At 61.9% G+C, this 14,189-nt stretch carries 13 protein-coding genes; 7 read left to right on the top strand and 6 right to left on the bottom strand.

The genetic code is table 11. The annotated features are described in order from the left end of the window. Positions 1–6: 6 nt before the first annotated feature. A complete protein-coding gene (locus FJ986_RS26405; RefSeq protein ID WP_140676378.1) occupies positions 7–795 on the bottom strand; it encodes a DUF3108 domain-containing protein in 789 nt (262 codons plus the stop codon). A gap of 251 nt (positions 796–1,046) precedes the next feature. Between FJ986_RS26405 and rpmB the strand changes: the two genes are divergently transcribed. The 3 genes from rpmB to FJ986_RS26420 all read left to right on the top strand — a co-directional run bounded on the left by rpmB (position 1,047) and on the right by FJ986_RS26420 (position 2,874). Continuing rightward, positions 1,047–1,343 carry a 50S ribosomal protein L28 gene (rpmB, locus tag FJ986_RS26410; protein ID WP_140500766.1) on the top strand — a complete coding sequence of 99 codons (297 nt, stop codon included), beginning with the start codon at positions 1,047–1,049 and terminating at the stop codon, positions 1,341–1,343. A gap of 163 nt (positions 1,344–1,506) precedes the next feature. Continuing rightward, complete coding sequence (locus tag FJ986_RS26415; protein WP_140500765.1) at positions 1,507–2,190, top strand: queuosine precursor transporter; 684 nt, start codon at positions 1,507–1,509, stop codon at positions 2,188–2,190. 3 nt (positions 2,191–2,193) lie between these two features. Further along, the gene (locus FJ986_RS26420; protein ID WP_140500764.1) at positions 2,194–2,874 is read left to right on the top strand and encodes a hypothetical protein; all 681 of its coding nucleotides are present in this window, start codon (positions 2,194–2,196) and stop codon (positions 2,872–2,874) included. Positions 2,875–2,961: 87 nt separating this feature from the next. Here the strand turns inward: FJ986_RS26420 and FJ986_RS26425 are convergent, their stop codons facing one another. The 4 genes from FJ986_RS26425 to FJ986_RS26440 form a co-directional block, all read right to left on the bottom strand. Further along, positions 2,962–3,990: an esterase-like activity of phytase family protein gene (locus tag FJ986_RS26425; protein WP_140500763.1), complete on the bottom strand. Its 1,029-nt coding sequence runs from the start codon at positions 3,988–3,990 to the stop codon at positions 2,962–2,964. Then, positions 3,987–5,885 (bottom strand): cobaltochelatase subunit CobT, encoded by a 1,899-nt coding sequence (gene cobT, locus FJ986_RS26430; RefSeq protein WP_140525765.1) that lies wholly within the window; start codon positions 5,883–5,885, stop codon positions 3,987–3,989. Before cobT ends, FJ986_RS26425 begins: the two co-directional genes overlap by 4 nt. An 11-nt stretch (positions 5,886–5,896) precedes the next feature. Beyond that, on the bottom strand, positions 5,897–6,883 hold the full coding sequence (cobS, locus tag FJ986_RS26435) for a cobaltochelatase subunit CobS (protein WP_140500761.1): 987 nt from the start codon (positions 6,881–6,883) through the stop codon (positions 5,897–5,899). Between the two features lie 123 nt (positions 6,884–7,006). Continuing rightward, a complete protein-coding gene (locus FJ986_RS26440; RefSeq protein ID WP_140500760.1) occupies positions 7,007–7,627 on the bottom strand; it encodes a J domain-containing protein in 621 nt (206 codons plus the stop codon). A gap of 183 nt (positions 7,628–7,810) precedes the next feature. Between FJ986_RS26440 and FJ986_RS26445 the strand changes: the two genes are divergently transcribed. Beyond that, positions 7,811–8,113 (top strand): BolA family protein, encoded by a 303-nt coding sequence (locus tag FJ986_RS26445; protein WP_140560160.1) that lies wholly within the window; start codon positions 7,811–7,813, stop codon positions 8,111–8,113. Between the two features lie 55 nt (positions 8,114–8,168). On the opposite strand, the gene FJ986_RS26450 is transcribed toward FJ986_RS26445, so the two are convergent. Beyond that, positions 8,169–8,975, bottom strand: coding sequence for an alpha/beta hydrolase (locus tag FJ986_RS26450; RefSeq protein WP_140664817.1), 807 nt, complete (start codon positions 8,973–8,975; stop codon positions 8,169–8,171). A 341-nt stretch (positions 8,976–9,316) separates the two neighbouring features. Between FJ986_RS26450 and FJ986_RS26455 the strand changes: the two genes are divergently transcribed. From FJ986_RS26455 to FJ986_RS26465, 3 genes are read left to right on the top strand one after another with little or no spacing between them, the layout of a single operon-like run. Continuing rightward, positions 9,317–11,266: a PrkA family serine protein kinase gene (locus tag FJ986_RS26455; RefSeq protein ID WP_140500854.1), complete on the top strand. Its 1,950-nt coding sequence runs from the start codon at positions 9,317–9,319 to the stop codon at positions 11,264–11,266. A 19-nt stretch (positions 11,267–11,285) separates the two neighbouring features. After that, positions 11,286–12,596 carry a YeaH/YhbH family protein gene (locus FJ986_RS26460; protein ID WP_140500757.1) on the top strand — a complete coding sequence of 437 codons (1,311 nt, stop codon included), beginning with the start codon at positions 11,286–11,288 and terminating at the stop codon, positions 12,594–12,596. Between the two features lie 10 nt (positions 12,597–12,606). Beyond that, a complete protein-coding gene (locus tag FJ986_RS26465) occupies positions 12,607–14,151 on the top strand; it encodes a SpoVR family protein (RefSeq protein WP_140500756.1) in 1,545 nt (514 codons plus the stop codon). Positions 14,152–14,189 lie beyond the last annotated feature (38 nt).

Below are 14,189 nucleotides of genomic sequence, written 5' to 3' on the forward strand. Positions count from 1 at the left end.
GGCGCCTTATTGTATTGCTTCGAAACGCCTGGCGCTGATGGTCAAGGTGCCGATCTGCGTCCCGACCGTCGCGCGGATCGGCGCATATACCCCGGTTTGGCCGAGCGGCGCAAATGTCACCATTATGCGGCTTTTGTTCTTGAGGTAGTTGAGCGCCTTGCGGCCCTTGCGGTAGCCCGCCACCGGCTCGAAACCCATCCGGCATGTGACCGTGTCGCCCTTGTAGCCGGGCACCGAGATCGACCCTTTTGAAGCGTAGCTCAGCGTCAGGTTGGCGCGCATCTCGCCGTCATACAGCCTCACGGTGCGGCCGCAGACCTTGTCGAGGTTGCCGGCATGGATGACGGTTGCCGCCATCGGATCGAGCACCGATGCCAGGTCGCCGGCGCCAAGCGGCACCCAACTGTCGGGATCGCGCTTTTCCGGCGCGGGAACGACCGTCGTCGAGATGACGTTGCCATTGGCAAAACGAATGTCGATGGCGGAGGCTTTCTTGCCGGAAGTGTAGTCCGCGCGGAACGCCTGCGGCACCATCTTCTGGCCCGAAATCGTACCCTTGGACGAGATCGTGCCGCGCGTGTCATCGAACAGCTTGGCGAGACCAGCCGCGGAAACGCTGCCGTCGATCGAGTAGACGCCGTTCTCATAATGGCTTGAAAAGCTTGATTTCGCGATAGAAAGGCCGAGAAACGACACTGTGTATTCGCCCCTGAAGGACTGCGGCGAGGCGGCCGTCGCGGCCGACGGCAAGGCGACGGCCAGCGCGGCGGCAAGGGCATGGGGCAAGCGAAGCATGGCGCGATCGGATCCTTGATTTCAACCGGAGGCGGACAACTCCGGTCTGGCATGTCCCTATGGAACCGCTTATACGACGAATTCCGGCCTTAGTATGAAATGCCGCTGGGCCAGGCTGGAGCTTGACGCATGGGCGAAATGCAACTATGGAACGCCAACTTTTTCCATAAGGCCGCTTGACCAGAACCGCGCGCCACCCGGCGTGGGCACGAAGGTTTGGCAGGTCCCCGAGAGAACTGAAGGTTAGAACCATGTCCCGCACCTGCGAACTCACTGCCAAGGCAGTCCAGACCGGCAACAATGTGAGCCACGCCAACAACAAGACCAAGCGTCGCTTCCTGCCGAACCTCGTCAATGTGACGCTGATTTCGGAAGCGCTGAACCAGAATGTGCGCCTGCGCATTTCCGCCAACGCGCTGCGTTCGGTCGAGCATCGCGGCGGTCTCGACGCCTTCCTGGCCAAGGCTGACGTCAAGGAGCTGTCGCAGCGCGCGCGCCTCTTGAAGAAGCAGATCGCCAAGAAGCTCGCCGAGCAGGCTGCCGCGTAAACTGCCTTCAGGCGGGGGACAACCGCCCTGGCCAACCTCTTGTTGGCCTTGGACATCGGGTCGCCGTCCGCAAGGCGGTTTCGGAAATCCGATGCTCGAACAAAGCGAGCGCGATCCGGTTTCGGCATGACGCTCCGCTGGTTCCATTACCCAGGATAAAAAAATGACTTCCTTCTCGCGATACCTGCCCTTCGTGGCCGCCATGGCGCTTGTCGTCGTGGCATCGAATATCCTCGTGCAGTTCCCGATGCAGGGTCGGATCGGCGGCTTGTCGCTGGCCGACCTGCTCACCTGGGGCGCGTTCACCTACCCGTTCTCCTTTCTGGTCACGGACCTTGCCAACCGCCGCTACGGGCCTGCCGTGGCGCGCCGGATCGTCTTTGTCGGCTTCATGACGGCGGTGGTCTGCTCGGTCCTCGTGCCGCCCTTCCTGTTCCGCCATGGTTTCATCGAGTTCGAGACCGCCGCCGACCGGCTGGTGCGCATCGCGGCGGCGTCCGGCGCGGCCTTCCTCACCGCGCAATTGCTAGACGTGACCGTGTTCAACCGTCTGCGCCGACAGAGCTGGTGGCGGGCGCCGATCGTCGGCACGCTGGTCGGCTCGGTGTTCGACACCGTCGTGTTCTTCAGCGTCGCTTTCTCCGCGGCTTTCGCCTTCGTTGGCCCAAGCGACAGTTTTGCGCTGGAAACGGCGCCGCTGATGGGCGTGCTGCCGGTCGAGGCCATGCGTTGGGTCTCTTGGGCGCTTGGCGACCTCAGCGTGAAGCTGATCATCGCCGTCGTGGCACTGATCCCCTATCGGCTGCTCGCCGCCCGCTGGAGCCAGCCGGCTGTTGCTGCGGTCTAGGCCGTGATTCCCTGGATCCAGCTGGACTCCGCGAAAACCCCGGATGGCGCGCAGGAGCTTCGGCTCAAGCGGCGCGGTTCCGAATTCTCGATCATGCTGGGCACCAACGAGTTGATGAACAGCCGCCTCAGCGGCTCGGAAGAAGCGTTGGCCAGGCTCTCCTGTCGGAGGATCGCCGGCCGCAGACAGCCGAGAATGCTGATCGGCGGGCTTGGCATGGGTTTTACGCTGCGCGCCGCTCTCGCCGAGTTGGGCGAGAATGCCGAAATCACTGTCGCGGAGTTGGTGCCGGCGGTCATCGCGTGGGCGCGAGGGCCGATGGCCGAACTGTTTGGTGGCTGTCTCGACGATCCGCGCGTCATCGTCCGGGAGGCCGATGTCGGGCAGTTTATAAGATCCCGGCCCGCGGTCTGGGACGCCATCCTGCTCGATGTCGACAACGGCCCGGACGGCATCGTTCACAAATCCAACGACGCGCTGTACAGCCTGCAGGGTCTGGCGGCAGCGCGCACCGCACTGAAGCCCGGCGGCGTGCTTGCCGTGTGGTCGCAAGGGCCGGACAGCGGCTTCACCCGGCGGCTGAAGCAGGCAGGTTTCGCGGTCGAGGAGGTGAGCACGCGCGCCAACGGCAAGCGCGGCGCGCGTCATGTCATCTGGATCGCCACCAACGGCTCGCGACCCTGAGCGGACGCCGTCATTTGATGAATAGCCGACCAAATCGAAGCCGGCGTTGAATACCTTCAACTTCAGCTTCGCAGTTGGAGCGCCAAATCAGTCCTGGTGCAAAATGAATTCCAGATAGAGATTGCGCTGCAGGATCGAGTGGTTGTCGTCGGAGATCAGCGACACCATCAGCGCGCCGTCTTCGCGCTTCCAGACGTCGAGCCCTTCCATATTGTCGATCTGGTAGCCCATATCGGCTTCCAGCAGCACCGGACCGTCGGCGACCGCGCCCTTCTCCACGGTCTCGCCATCAATGCGCCGCAGCCGCATCTTGAGACCTCCTGCCATCGTGAAACTGCGCTCCAGCAGCAGAAGGTCGCCATCCGGCAGGAAAGCCCCATCGGTGATATCGAAATCGCCGTTGCGCTTGACGGTGAAGACGCCCTTGTGCGGACCTTCGATGATGGCGGCATAGATGTTGCCGGCCTTGTCCAAGCTCTTTTCCGACACCACGACCAGGCCGCCTTGGTGGCGGCCATTGGCATTGGCGTGGGTGACGGTCTCGAAGCCTCGGTTCCGGCGCAGCTCCCATGCCGGAACCAGGAAATCCATCTGCCTGAACGGCGCCTTCATATCGTCGGGGCCAATTTTGAACTGGGCGACGCGATGGTTGCGCTCGAAACCCACGGTGGCAATGCCGTCCTTGACGGAAAGCCCCTCGGCATCGACTTCCGATTTCTCGTCGATCGGCTGGCCCGATGCATCGACCATCTGTTCCATGCGGAAGTCCCCGATGCCTGACGGGCGCTTGTCCGCATCATGGGTCACGGTGCCGAAGAACCAGAATCCGGTATCGGCGACGCCGACGAAGTCGCGACCGCCTTTCAGGAAACGGAAGGCCGACAGCGCGCCGAAATCGCGCGACGGCGACGTCATCTCCAGCCCGCCGACGAATTCGAGCGGACCGAATTGCTTGTCGGCACGGCCTATACGGAATTCGGTGATCGGGCGGGCTAAGACCTCGACCGGTTCAACCGAGGTCGCGCCGGCCGAACTGGATGGCACCGGGGCTGCACCGGCAAACAGGGCGATGGCGGCGAAAAGTGCTTGTCGAAATCCGCCGTGCGAAAAGATCATCCGGCGCGCCGCATGCCGCCGCGCCGCGTATCGCGTGCGCTTTCCTCGGCGAACAGCGAAGCCAATTGCTCGGTCATGGCGCCGGCCAGTTCCTCGGCATCGACAATGGTGACGGCGCGCCGGTAATAGCGGGTGACGTCATGGCCGATGCCGATGGCAAGCAGCTCGACCGGCGAGCGCGTCTCGATCAGCTCGATGACGGCGCGCAGATGGCGCTCGAGATAATTGCCCGGATTGACCGACAGTGTCGAATCGTCGACCGGCGCGCCGTCGGAGATCATCATCAGGATCTTGCGCTGTTCGGGTCGGGCGATCAGCCGGTTATGCGCCCACAGCAGCGCCTCGCCGTCGATGTTTTCCTTGAGCAGGCCCTCGCGCATCATCAGTCCGAGATTGCGCCGTGCCCGCCGCCAGGGATGGTCGGCCGACTTGTAGATGATGTGGCGCAGGTCGTTCAGCCGGCCCGGATTCGGCGGCTTGCCGTCCTTCAGCCACTTCTCGCGGGCCTGCCCGCCTTTCCAGGCGCGCGTGGTGAAGCCCAAAATCTCGACCGAAACGCCGCAGCGTTCCAGCGTGCGCGCCAGAATGTCGGCGCAGGTGGCGGCCACGGTGATCGGCCGGCCGCGCATGGACCCCGAATTGTCGAGCACCAGCGTCACCACCGTGTCGCGGAATTTGGTGTCGCGCTCCTGCTTGAAAGACAGCGGCTGCATCGGATCGATGACGACGCGCACCAACCGTGCCGGGTCGAGATAGCCCTCTTCCAGGTCGAAATCCCACGACCGGTTCTGCTGCGCCATCAGGCGGCGCTGCAAACGGTTGGCCAGCCGGCCGACGACGCCGGACAGGTTGGCGAGTTGCTTGTCGAGGAAAGCGCGCAGCCGGTCGAGTTCTTCTTCCTCGCAAAGCTCCTCCGCCCCGACCGTCTCGTCGAAAGCTGACGTGAAGACCTTGTAATCGATCTCCTTCGGCAGGTTGGTGAAAGGGTTGTCATTGCGGCGCGCCTCGCCGGGCGTCTCGGCATCGGCATCGTCATCGTCGGACAAATCGTCGGCAGTGGCGTCGGAGGCTTCGGTCTCGGCCGACTGCTCGTCGTCAGCGGAAGCCTCGGCATCCTCGGACTGCGACTGTTCGGAGCCGGAATCGTCCTCGCCGCCTTCCTCGCTCTGTTCCTCGCCTTGCGGCTGGTTATCGTCATTGTCCTCTGAGTCTTCGGTCTCCTGATCGTCGCCGAGTTCCTCGGCCATTTCCATGGAGGCGAGCATATCGCGCACGACGCGGGCGAAGGCCTGCTGGTCGTCGAGCTTGGACGACAGCCCGTCGAGGTCGGCGCTGGCCTTTTCCTCTACCCAGGGGCGCCAGAGCTCGACCAGCCGCTCGCCGCTCTTGGGGATCGGCCGGCCGGTCAGCTTCTCGCGCACCATCAGCGCCAGCGCCTCCTCGATCGGGGCGTCGGCCTTGTCCTTGACGTCGACGAGATTGGCCTTGGCGTATTTGTCCTCCAGCATCGAGCCTATATTGTCGGCGACCCCTTGCATGGCGCGGCTGCCGATCGCCTCGACGCGCGCCTGCTCGACCGCGTCGTAGATGGCGCGGGCCGCCTTGCCTTCCGGCGCCAGTCTGCTGTGGATGCGCACGTCATGGCAGGCGCGCTTGAGCGCCATGGAATCGCCGAGGCCGCGGGTGATGGCTATGTCGGTCTTGGACGCCTTCTTGGGCAATTCCGGCAGCCGGGCGCGGCTGCCTGCGAGCGCCGGGCGGTCCTTGGCGAAGCCGACTTCCAGCTCCTTGTCGCCGGCGATGGCGCGCATGCAGACGGTGACGGCGCGCTTGAAGCTGTCGGCTTCAGAGCCCGTCTTCGACTTGTTGCGCGTATTGTCGCCCGGACCCGCCATCGAGGCTCTGCTTAGCCCAGCACCACATTGGCGGCGCTCTCCGGCAGATCCTCGCCGAAGGCGCGCTGGTAGAACTCGGCCACCACCGAGCGCTCCAGTTCGTCGCATTTGTTGAGGAAGGTCAGCCGGAACGCCATGCCGATATTGCCGAAGATCTCGGCATTCTCGGCCCAGGTGATGACGGTACGCGGGCTCATCACGGTCGACAGATCGCCATTGATGAAGGCCGAGCGCGTCATGTCGGCGACGCGCACCATCTTGTTGACGATGTCCTTGCCCTTGCCGTCGCGATAGTGCTTGGCCTTGGCCAGCACGATGTTCACCTCGTTGTCGTGCGGCAGGTAGTTCAGCGTGGTGACGATCGACCAGCGGTCCATCTGCGCCTGGTTGATCTGCTGGGTGCCGTGGTAGAGGCCGGTGGTGTCGCCCAACCCGACCGTGTTGGCGGTCGAGAACAGCCGGAACGCCGGATGCGGACGGATGACGCGGCTCTGGTCGAGCAGCGTCAGCCGACCAGACGATTCCAGCACGCGCTGGATCACGAACATCACGTCCGGACGGCCGGCGTCATATTCGTCGAAGCACAGCGCCACATTGTGCTGATAAGCCCAAGGCAGGATACCGTCGCGGAATTCGGTGATCTGCAAGCCGTCCTTGACCACGATCGCGTCCTTGCCGACGAGGTCGATGCGGCTGACATGGCTGTCGAGATTGACGCGCACGCAAGGCCAGTTGAGGCGGGCCGCGACCTGCTCGATGTGGGTCGATTTGCCGGTGCCGTGATAGCCCGAGACCATGACGCGCCGGTTGTAGGCGAAGCCGGCGAGGATCGCCATCGTCGTCGCCTTGTCGAAAAGATAGTCGGGATCGATGTCGGGCACATGTTCGCTGGTGACCGAATAGGCCGGCACCACCATCTTGGAGTCGAAGCCGAATTTGTCCTTCACCGACACCGTGGTGTCGGGCAGGTTGGCGATGTCGCGATCGACCTTGTTCATCTCTATCCACGTCTCCACGGGCGAAACGACTGATTTCGCCGGCAATCGATTTTCTCCGGGGGCGGTCTTAGAGCCTTTTCCACCCTTATGAAAGTTGGAAAACGACACGAACCGTTGGGTCGCTCAGCACAAACCCGCCTGCTTGAGCACGCGATAGGCCTGGAGCACATCGCGGAACCGGTCTTCCGAACCTCTGTCGCCGCCATTCGCATCCGGATGGTGACGCTTCACCAGTTCCTTATAGCGCGCCTTGATCTCCTTGCCAGTCGCCTTTGTATCAAGGCCAAGCGTTTCCAGCGCCTTGGCCTCAAGCGGCTTGGCCTTGCGCTCGCGCACCTCCCGGGGATCCTTCGGCCCCTTGAACAGGTCGAACGGGTCGCGCATCCGGTTGTAGTAGCCGGCGCGGCCGGAGCGCATCTGCGCCATATCGGGAGACGAGCGCGTCGAGGCGCCGTTGACGCCCATCTTCCAGGTCGGCCGATGGCCGGTCATCGCCTCCTTCTGGAAACGGGCGACCTCGGTGTCCGGAACGCCGGAAAAATAGTTGAAGCCCTTGTTGTACTCGCGCACATGATCGAAGCAGAAGCGGAAATACTCGCCCTCCTTCATGCGCCCGACCGGAGCGCGATGGGTGCCCGCCTCCTTGCAGCCATCCCACTGGCAGATCGGCGCGTGCGACTTCAGCTCCGCGTCCTTCTCCTGGCGGATGCGGATCTTCTCGAAATATTTGGGATACGGCTTCATCTAACCCATTTATGGGGCGTTCGCAGATGCGAAACAAGAATTGACATTTTCGCGATGATCGCCCTAACCGCTGAATCGCGGCATAAAGCAGGCGAAGGACCGATTTTGTTGAAGCGCGACATGCAACGAAGTCGGTTCGGCTTCCGCGATCCCGCTGGCGATATGTGGTGAAGGGAGACGGCAATGTCCATACAGGCAACCATGGAAGACAAGTTGAGCAAGGCATTTTCGCCGGAGCGGCTGGTCGTCATCAACGAAAGCCATCTGCACGCCGGCCATCATCATGTGGAATCCGGCCACCAGGCTACGTTCGACGGCACCGGCGAGACGCATTTCCGCGTCCGCATTGTTTCGCAGGATTTTGCCGGCATGAGCCGCATCGAGCGCCACCGCGCGGTCAACGCGCTTTTGGCCGACGAATTGAAGGCTGGCCTGCACGCGCTGGCGATCGAACCGGCGGCTCCCGGCGAAAAGACGCGCTGGTAGGCCGGTCCTCCTCGCTCCTCGCGGTGACGTTCAGAGCTCCGTTTCGATGCCGCAATCACCCAACCGCCGATTTCAGGAATGCCAGTGCCGCCCCGGTCAAGGCGTCGCCATCCTCGCCGAAATCGCGGTTGATCGACATGTGCGTATAGGCGCTGCCGTCGAACAGCGTCACCTTGGTGCCGGTGGCGCGCAAGCGCTCGGCGAACGCCTTGGAGTCCCCGTCCCGGCCCGAAGCGCCTGAGTAGGCGATGAAGGTCGGTGGGTGCTTGCGGCCATCTACATAACTGGCCGGCGACAACGCCGCCCATTGCGCGGGATCGGGGAAGGCCCGCGCATAGGCCCCCGCCATGCCGCCATTCCTGGCAAGCGCGGTGAGGTCATAGGCCCTGGTGTCGTCGAGAAGCAGCGCGGCGACACCCGGTAGACCGCCACGCATGCCGGTCAGCGCAACGAGGTGGCAACCGGCCGAATGGCCCATGGCCACGATCCGCCTGGCATCGCCGCCATGCCGGGCAATGTTGGCGCGGACATAGGCATAGGCCTTTTCGACATCGTCGGCCTGGGTGGCGACCTCCGCTTCGGGCAGCATGCGATAGTCGATGGAGACCAGGCAAAACCCGTTGGCGAGCAGGAAGGCCGGCTTCGCGTTGACCTGCGAGCGCTTGCCGGAGCGCCAGGCGCCGCCATGGACGAAGAAGACGACCGGCAATCCGCGTGCGCCATCCGGCGCATAGATATCGAGCTTGGCCGGCCCGTAATCGAAGGTTGTCGGCACGGGTTGGCGCTGGCCCCATGCGGCCGATGTGCCCAATGGCAACATCGCCGCCGCGGAGACCAGAATAAGGCCTCGTCGATCGATCATCGCAATCTCCCGATCGTTGGGCCCGATATGTAGACGAGGAATGCCCGCACGCACCACGAGCATCCCGTTAGACTTGGGAGTGCTCAACGATCTGATTCAACACCGTACCAGCCGCATCAATGCACTCGCTTTGCCGTTCGGTTCACGAAATCGATATTTGCCCTTGACGGTCTCCTCTGGCCATCACCACCTGAGATATCAGACGAGCATTGTAACTGTGTGCTGTCCAAGTTCGATGCAGATACACGCTCTCTCTCCAATGTGGAGGGAACCACAATGCATCCCGGTAGTTGAATGAGATGAGCCGGGCGGCAGCCAGAATGGCTCTGAGGGCAACCATCATGGGTGAGAACCAGTCCGACGTCTTCGATCTGTTTTCGGAGATTTATGCAAACGCGGGCCAGGAGGAAATAAGCCTCCAGCAGTATCTCCTTGCCTGCCGGGAAGACAAGTCAATGTATGCCTCGGCGCCGGAACGGATGGTCGAGGCAATCGGCGAGCCGAACCTGGTCGACACCAGCAAGGACGAGCGGCTCGGCCGCATTTTCTCCAACCGCACGGTCAAGGTGTATCCCACCTTCTCCGATTTCTACGGAATGGAGGATACGATCGAGCGCATCGCCGGCTATTTCCGCTATGCGTCCCAAGGGCTCGAGGAGCGCAAGCAGATCCTCTATCTCCTCGGGCCTGTCGGCGGCGGCAAGTCCTCCCTGGCCGAACGGCTGAAGAAACTGATGGAGGAACGCCCGATCTACACGCTTAAGGCCGGCAATCAGATCAGTCCGATTTTCGAATCGCCGCTCGGCCTGTTCCATCCCGATCGCATGGGCGACCTGCTGGAGGACAAATACGGCATAGCCCGGCGTCGCCTCAACGGCATTATCTCGCCCTGGGCGGCCAAGCGGCTTGATGAATTGTCTGGCGACATTTCCAAATTCAGCGTGGTGAAGTTGATGCCCTCGCGGCTGCGCCAGATCGCTATAGCCAAGACTGAGCCTGGCGACGAGAACAATCAGGATGTCTCGGCTCTGGTTGGCAAGGTCGACATCAGGCAATTGGAGGATTTCAGCCAGTCCGATCCGGACGCTTATTCCTACAGCGGCGGGCTGAACCGGACCACGCAAGGCCTGCTCGAATTCGTCGAGATGTTCAAGGCGCCCATCAAGGTCCTGCATCCGCTGCTGACGGCGACCCAGGAAGGCAGCTACAACGGCACCGAGAATTTCGGCGCATTCCCCTATCAGGGCATCATCGTTGCCCATTCCAACGAATCGGAATGGCAACAGTTCAAGAACAACAAGAACAACGAGGCCTTTCTCGACCGCATCCTCGTGGTCAAGGTGCCGTATTGCCTTCGGATCACCGAGGAGAGGCATATTTACGAGAAACTGTTGCGCGAGAGCGAGCTGGCCGGCAGCCCCTGCGCACCTGAAGTGCTGGATATTCTCAGCCGGTTCACGGTCTCGACCCGTCTTGCCGAGCACGACAATTCGCCGCTCTACACCAAGATGCGCGCCTATGACGGCGAAAACCTCAAGGAGGTCGACCCCCGGGCCAAGTCGGTTCAGGAATATCGCGACGCCGCCGGCGTCGACGAGGGCATGACCGGCGTAAGCACGCGCTTCGCCTTCAAGATCCTGTCGCAGACATTCAACTACGACACCAACGAGGTCGCGGCGGATCCCGTGCACCTGATGTACATCCTGGAAGAGGCGATCAAGCGCGAGCAGTTCCCAAAGGAGACGGAAGCGAGCTATCTCGAATTCATCAAGTCGGAACTGGCGACGCGCTATGCCGAGTTCATCGGCCACGAGATCCAGAAGGCCTATCTGGAATCATACAGCGAGTATGGCCAGAACCTATTCGACCGCTACATCGCCTATGCCGATGCCTGGATCGAAGATCAGGACTACAAGGATCCCGATACGGGCCAGATCCTCAATCGCGAGATATTGGACAAGGAGTTGTCGCAGGTCGAAAAACCGGCCGGCATCGCCAACCCCAAGGATTTCCGCAACGAAGTGGTCAAGTTCACGCTGCGTGCCCGGGCACGCAACCACGGCCGCAACCCGTCATGGACAAGCTACGAAAAGCTGCGCGAGGTCATCGAGAAGCGCATGTTCGGCCAGGTCGAAGATCTTCTGCCGGTGATCAGTTTCGGCTCCAAGCAGGACAGCGTCACGGAAAAGCGGCACAATGAATTCGTGCAGCGCATGGTGCAACGCGGCTACACCGAGCGGCAGGTACGGCGGCTGGTCGACTGGTACATGCGCGTGAACAAGGCGGGCTGAGAAAAGCCCGGATGGTTCCATGCCGATCTTCATCGACCGCCGCCTCAATCCGAAGGACAAGAACCTGGGCAATCGCCAGCGCTTTCTCAGGCGCGCGCGGGAAGAACTCAAGCGGAGCATCCGTGACCAGATAAGGACGGGCCGGATCGCCGATGTGGACAGCGGGCATGCCGTGCCGATGCCTCACAGAGGCACCAGCGAACCGACCTTCAGCGATGCCAGGGACAGTGGCCAGCGCCAGCACATCCTGCCAGGAAACAGGACGTTCATTCCCGGTGACCTGGTGCCCAAACCCGGGCAGGGCGGCGCAGGTTCCTCGTCGCCGGGAAACACGGCATCCGAGGACGACTTTCGCTTCGTGCTTTCGCGCGAGGAAGTTCTCGACCTCTTTTTCGAGGATCTCGAACTGCCGGATCTAGTCAAGCTCAATCTCAAGCAGATACTCGCATTCAAGCCAAGGCGGGCAGGTTTCGCGGCAACAGGATCACCGACCAACATTAATGTCGGGCGCACGATGCGAAACAGCCACGCCCGCCGTATCGCGCTTGGGCGCCCAAAGCAGCCGGAGCTGGATGCGATCCTCCAGCAGCTCGCCAAACTGGAATCGAAGCCGCCAAACGCCGCGACCCGCGAACGCATCTTGACTTTGCGGGAGGAACTCGAGCGGCTGGAGCGCCGCCGAAAGCGTATTGCCTTTGTCGATCCCGTCGACATCCGCTTCAATCGCTTCGACCCGCAGCCGGTGCCGAATGCCAGCGCCGTCATGTTCTGCCTGATGGACGTCTCCGGGTCGATGGGCGAGCGCGAGAAGGATTTGGCCAAGCGCTTCTTCGTTCTGCTGCACCTGTTCCTGACCCGACGCTATGAGCGCACGGAGATCGTCTTCATCCGCCACACGCACGAGGCCCAGGAGGTGGACGAAGAGACATTCTTCTACTGCACGCAAAGCGGAGGCACGGTTGTTTCCACCGCGCTGGAGGAAATGCAACGCATCATAGAACAACGCTATCCGGCCACGGAGTGGAACATCTATGCCGCCCAGGCTTCGGATGGTGACAATTTCGCCACCGACTCGCAGCGCTGCATAGAACTGCTCCATGGCAAGCTCATGCGCCTGTGCCAGTATTTCGCCTATGTGGAGATCATCGACGAACGCGAAAGTCATATTTTCGGCTCGACCGAAAATGGCACCTCGCTCTGGCGCGCCTATAGCGCCGTCGAGCAAAAATGGCCGAACTTCCAGATGAGGCGCATCGCCGCTCCGGCCGATATCTACCCGGTATTTCGCCAGCTTTTCGCCAGGCAGCCGGCTATGGCCAAGAGCGCGTAAGGGGTGCCGGATGGCTGGTCAGGCCAACAAATCGGGGTTGCTTTTCTCCGGATCCGACTGGGATTTCAAAAAGCTGTCGCGGGTCTATGAGGAGATCGAGGCGATTGCGGTCGACCAGCTTCATCTCGACACCTATCCGGTGCAGATGGAGGTCATCTCTTCCGAGCAGATGCTCGACGCCTACTCGTCGGTCGGCATGCCGCTGATGTACCGGCATTGGTCGTTCGGCAAGCATTTCCTCTACAACGAGCTTCTCTATCGCAAAGGCGGTCGCGGGCTGGCCTATGAATTGGTCATCAATTCCAATCCCTGCATCGTCTACCTGATGGAGGAAAACACCATGGCGCTGCAGGCCTTGGTGACCGCCCATGCAGCACTTGGACACAATCACTTCTTCAAGAACAATTACCTTTTCCGCCAATGGACGGATGCCGGAGGAATCCTGAGCTATCTGGACTTTGCCAAGGGCTACATCGCCCGGTGCGAGGAGCGGCACGGCCTGGCTGCCGTGGAAGCCATTCTCGATTCCGCACACGCGCTGATGGAGCAAGGCGTGTTCCGGTATCACCGGCCGCCGAAACTGTCGTCGGAGCAGCAGCGCGAGGGACTTCGCGAGCGCCTCGAATACGAGGAGCGTTCCTACAATGACTTATGGCGCACCCTGCCGCCCGCGCAGGACGCCGACAACTCCGAAGCGGGCGATGAAGGCGTGTCGGAGCGGAAGAAATCGCTCAATCTGCCCGAGGAAAACCTGCTCTATTTCCTTGAGAAGAACAGCCTTGTCCTCGAACCCTGGCAGCGCGAGATCCTCAGGATCGTCCGCGTCATTGCGCAGTATTTTTACCCGCAGCGGCAAACCCAGGTGATGAACGAAGGCTGCGCCACTTTCGTGCACTACACGCTCATGAACATGCTGTTCGACCGTGGCCGGATCACCGAAGGCGCGATGCTCGAAATCCTGCGCAACCACTCGAACGTGATCTTCCAGCCATCCTTCGACGACCAGCGGTTTTCCGGCATCAACCCCTACGCGCTCGGGCTTGACATGATGCAGGACATTCAGCGCATCTCGACCGAGCCGACAGCCGAAGATCGCGACTGGTTCCCGGACATAGCCGGCCGTGGCGACTGGCTTGAGACGCTGCTCGACGCCTGGGCCAACCACCGCGACGAATCCTTCATTCGCCAGTATCTCAGCCCGACCTTGATACGAAAATGGCGGCTCTTCGTCCTGGCCGATGGAGCCGACCAACCGCACTACGAAGTCGCATCGATCCACAACGAGCGCGGCTACAACAACATACGCGCCGCGCTGGCCCACAGCTATGATGTGGGCGCGAGCCGGCCCGACATCCAGGTTGTGGACGTGGACCTGCTCGGCGACCGGCATTTGCGGCTACAGCACAAGGTGAAGAATGGGGTCGTGCTGGAGAATGACAGCCGCGACGCGACCCTTCGCCACATCCGGCATCTCTGGGGCTATGAAGTCAGCCTGGCGGCCGTCGACGCCGACACCGACGCAATGGTCGGCGAACGCTCGACCAAGGACTGTTGAGCATCAGGGATGACGCGGTTGTGCGTGTCTGCGACACG

It is taken from the genome of Mesorhizobium sp. B1-1-1 (genome assembly GCF_006442955.1).
GTDB lineage: Bacteria > Pseudomonadota > Alphaproteobacteria > Rhizobiales > Rhizobiaceae > Mesorhizobium.

Bases quoted from the DNA above. Each gene is read 5' to 3' on its own strand.
- FJ986_RS26445 (WP_140560160.1), top strand. From the start codon at position 7,811: ATGTCCATACAGGCAACCATGGAAGACAAGTTGAGCAAGGCATTTTCG.
- rpmB (WP_140500766.1), top strand. From the start codon at position 1,047: ATGTCCCGCACCTGCGAACTCACTGCCAAGGCAGTCCAGACCGGCAAC.
- FJ986_RS26405 (WP_140676378.1), bottom strand. From the start codon at position 795: ATGCTTCGCTTGCCCCATGCCCTTGCCGCCGCGCTGGCCGTCGCCTTG.
- FJ986_RS26455 (WP_140500854.1), top strand. From the start codon at position 9,317: ATGGGTGAGAACCAGTCCGACGTCTTCGATCTGTTTTCGGAGATTTAT.
- FJ986_RS26425 (WP_140500763.1), bottom strand. From the start codon at position 3,990: ATGATCTTTTCGCACGGCGGATTTCGACAAGCACTTTTCGCCGCCATC.
- FJ986_RS26460 (WP_140500757.1), top strand. From the start codon at position 11,286: ATGCCGATCTTCATCGACCGCCGCCTCAATCCGAAGGACAAGAACCTG.
- FJ986_RS26415 (WP_140500765.1), top strand. From the start codon at position 1,507: ATGACTTCCTTCTCGCGATACCTGCCCTTCGTGGCCGCCATGGCGCTT.
- FJ986_RS26465 (WP_140500756.1), top strand. From the start codon at position 12,607: ATGGCTGGTCAGGCCAACAAATCGGGGTTGCTTTTCTCCGGATCCGAC.
- cobS (WP_140500761.1), bottom strand. From the start codon at position 6,883: ATGAACAAGGTCGATCGCGACATCGCCAACCTGCCCGACACCACGGTG.
- FJ986_RS26450 (WP_140664817.1), bottom strand. From the start codon at position 8,975: ATGATCGATCGACGAGGCCTTATTCTGGTCTCCGCGGCGGCGATGTTG.
- FJ986_RS26440 (WP_140500760.1), bottom strand. From the start codon at position 7,627: ATGAAGCCGTATCCCAAATATTTCGAGAAGATCCGCATCCGCCAGGAG.
- cobT (WP_140525765.1), bottom strand. From the start codon at position 5,885: ATGGCGGGTCCGGGCGACAATACGCGCAACAAGTCGAAGACGGGCTCT.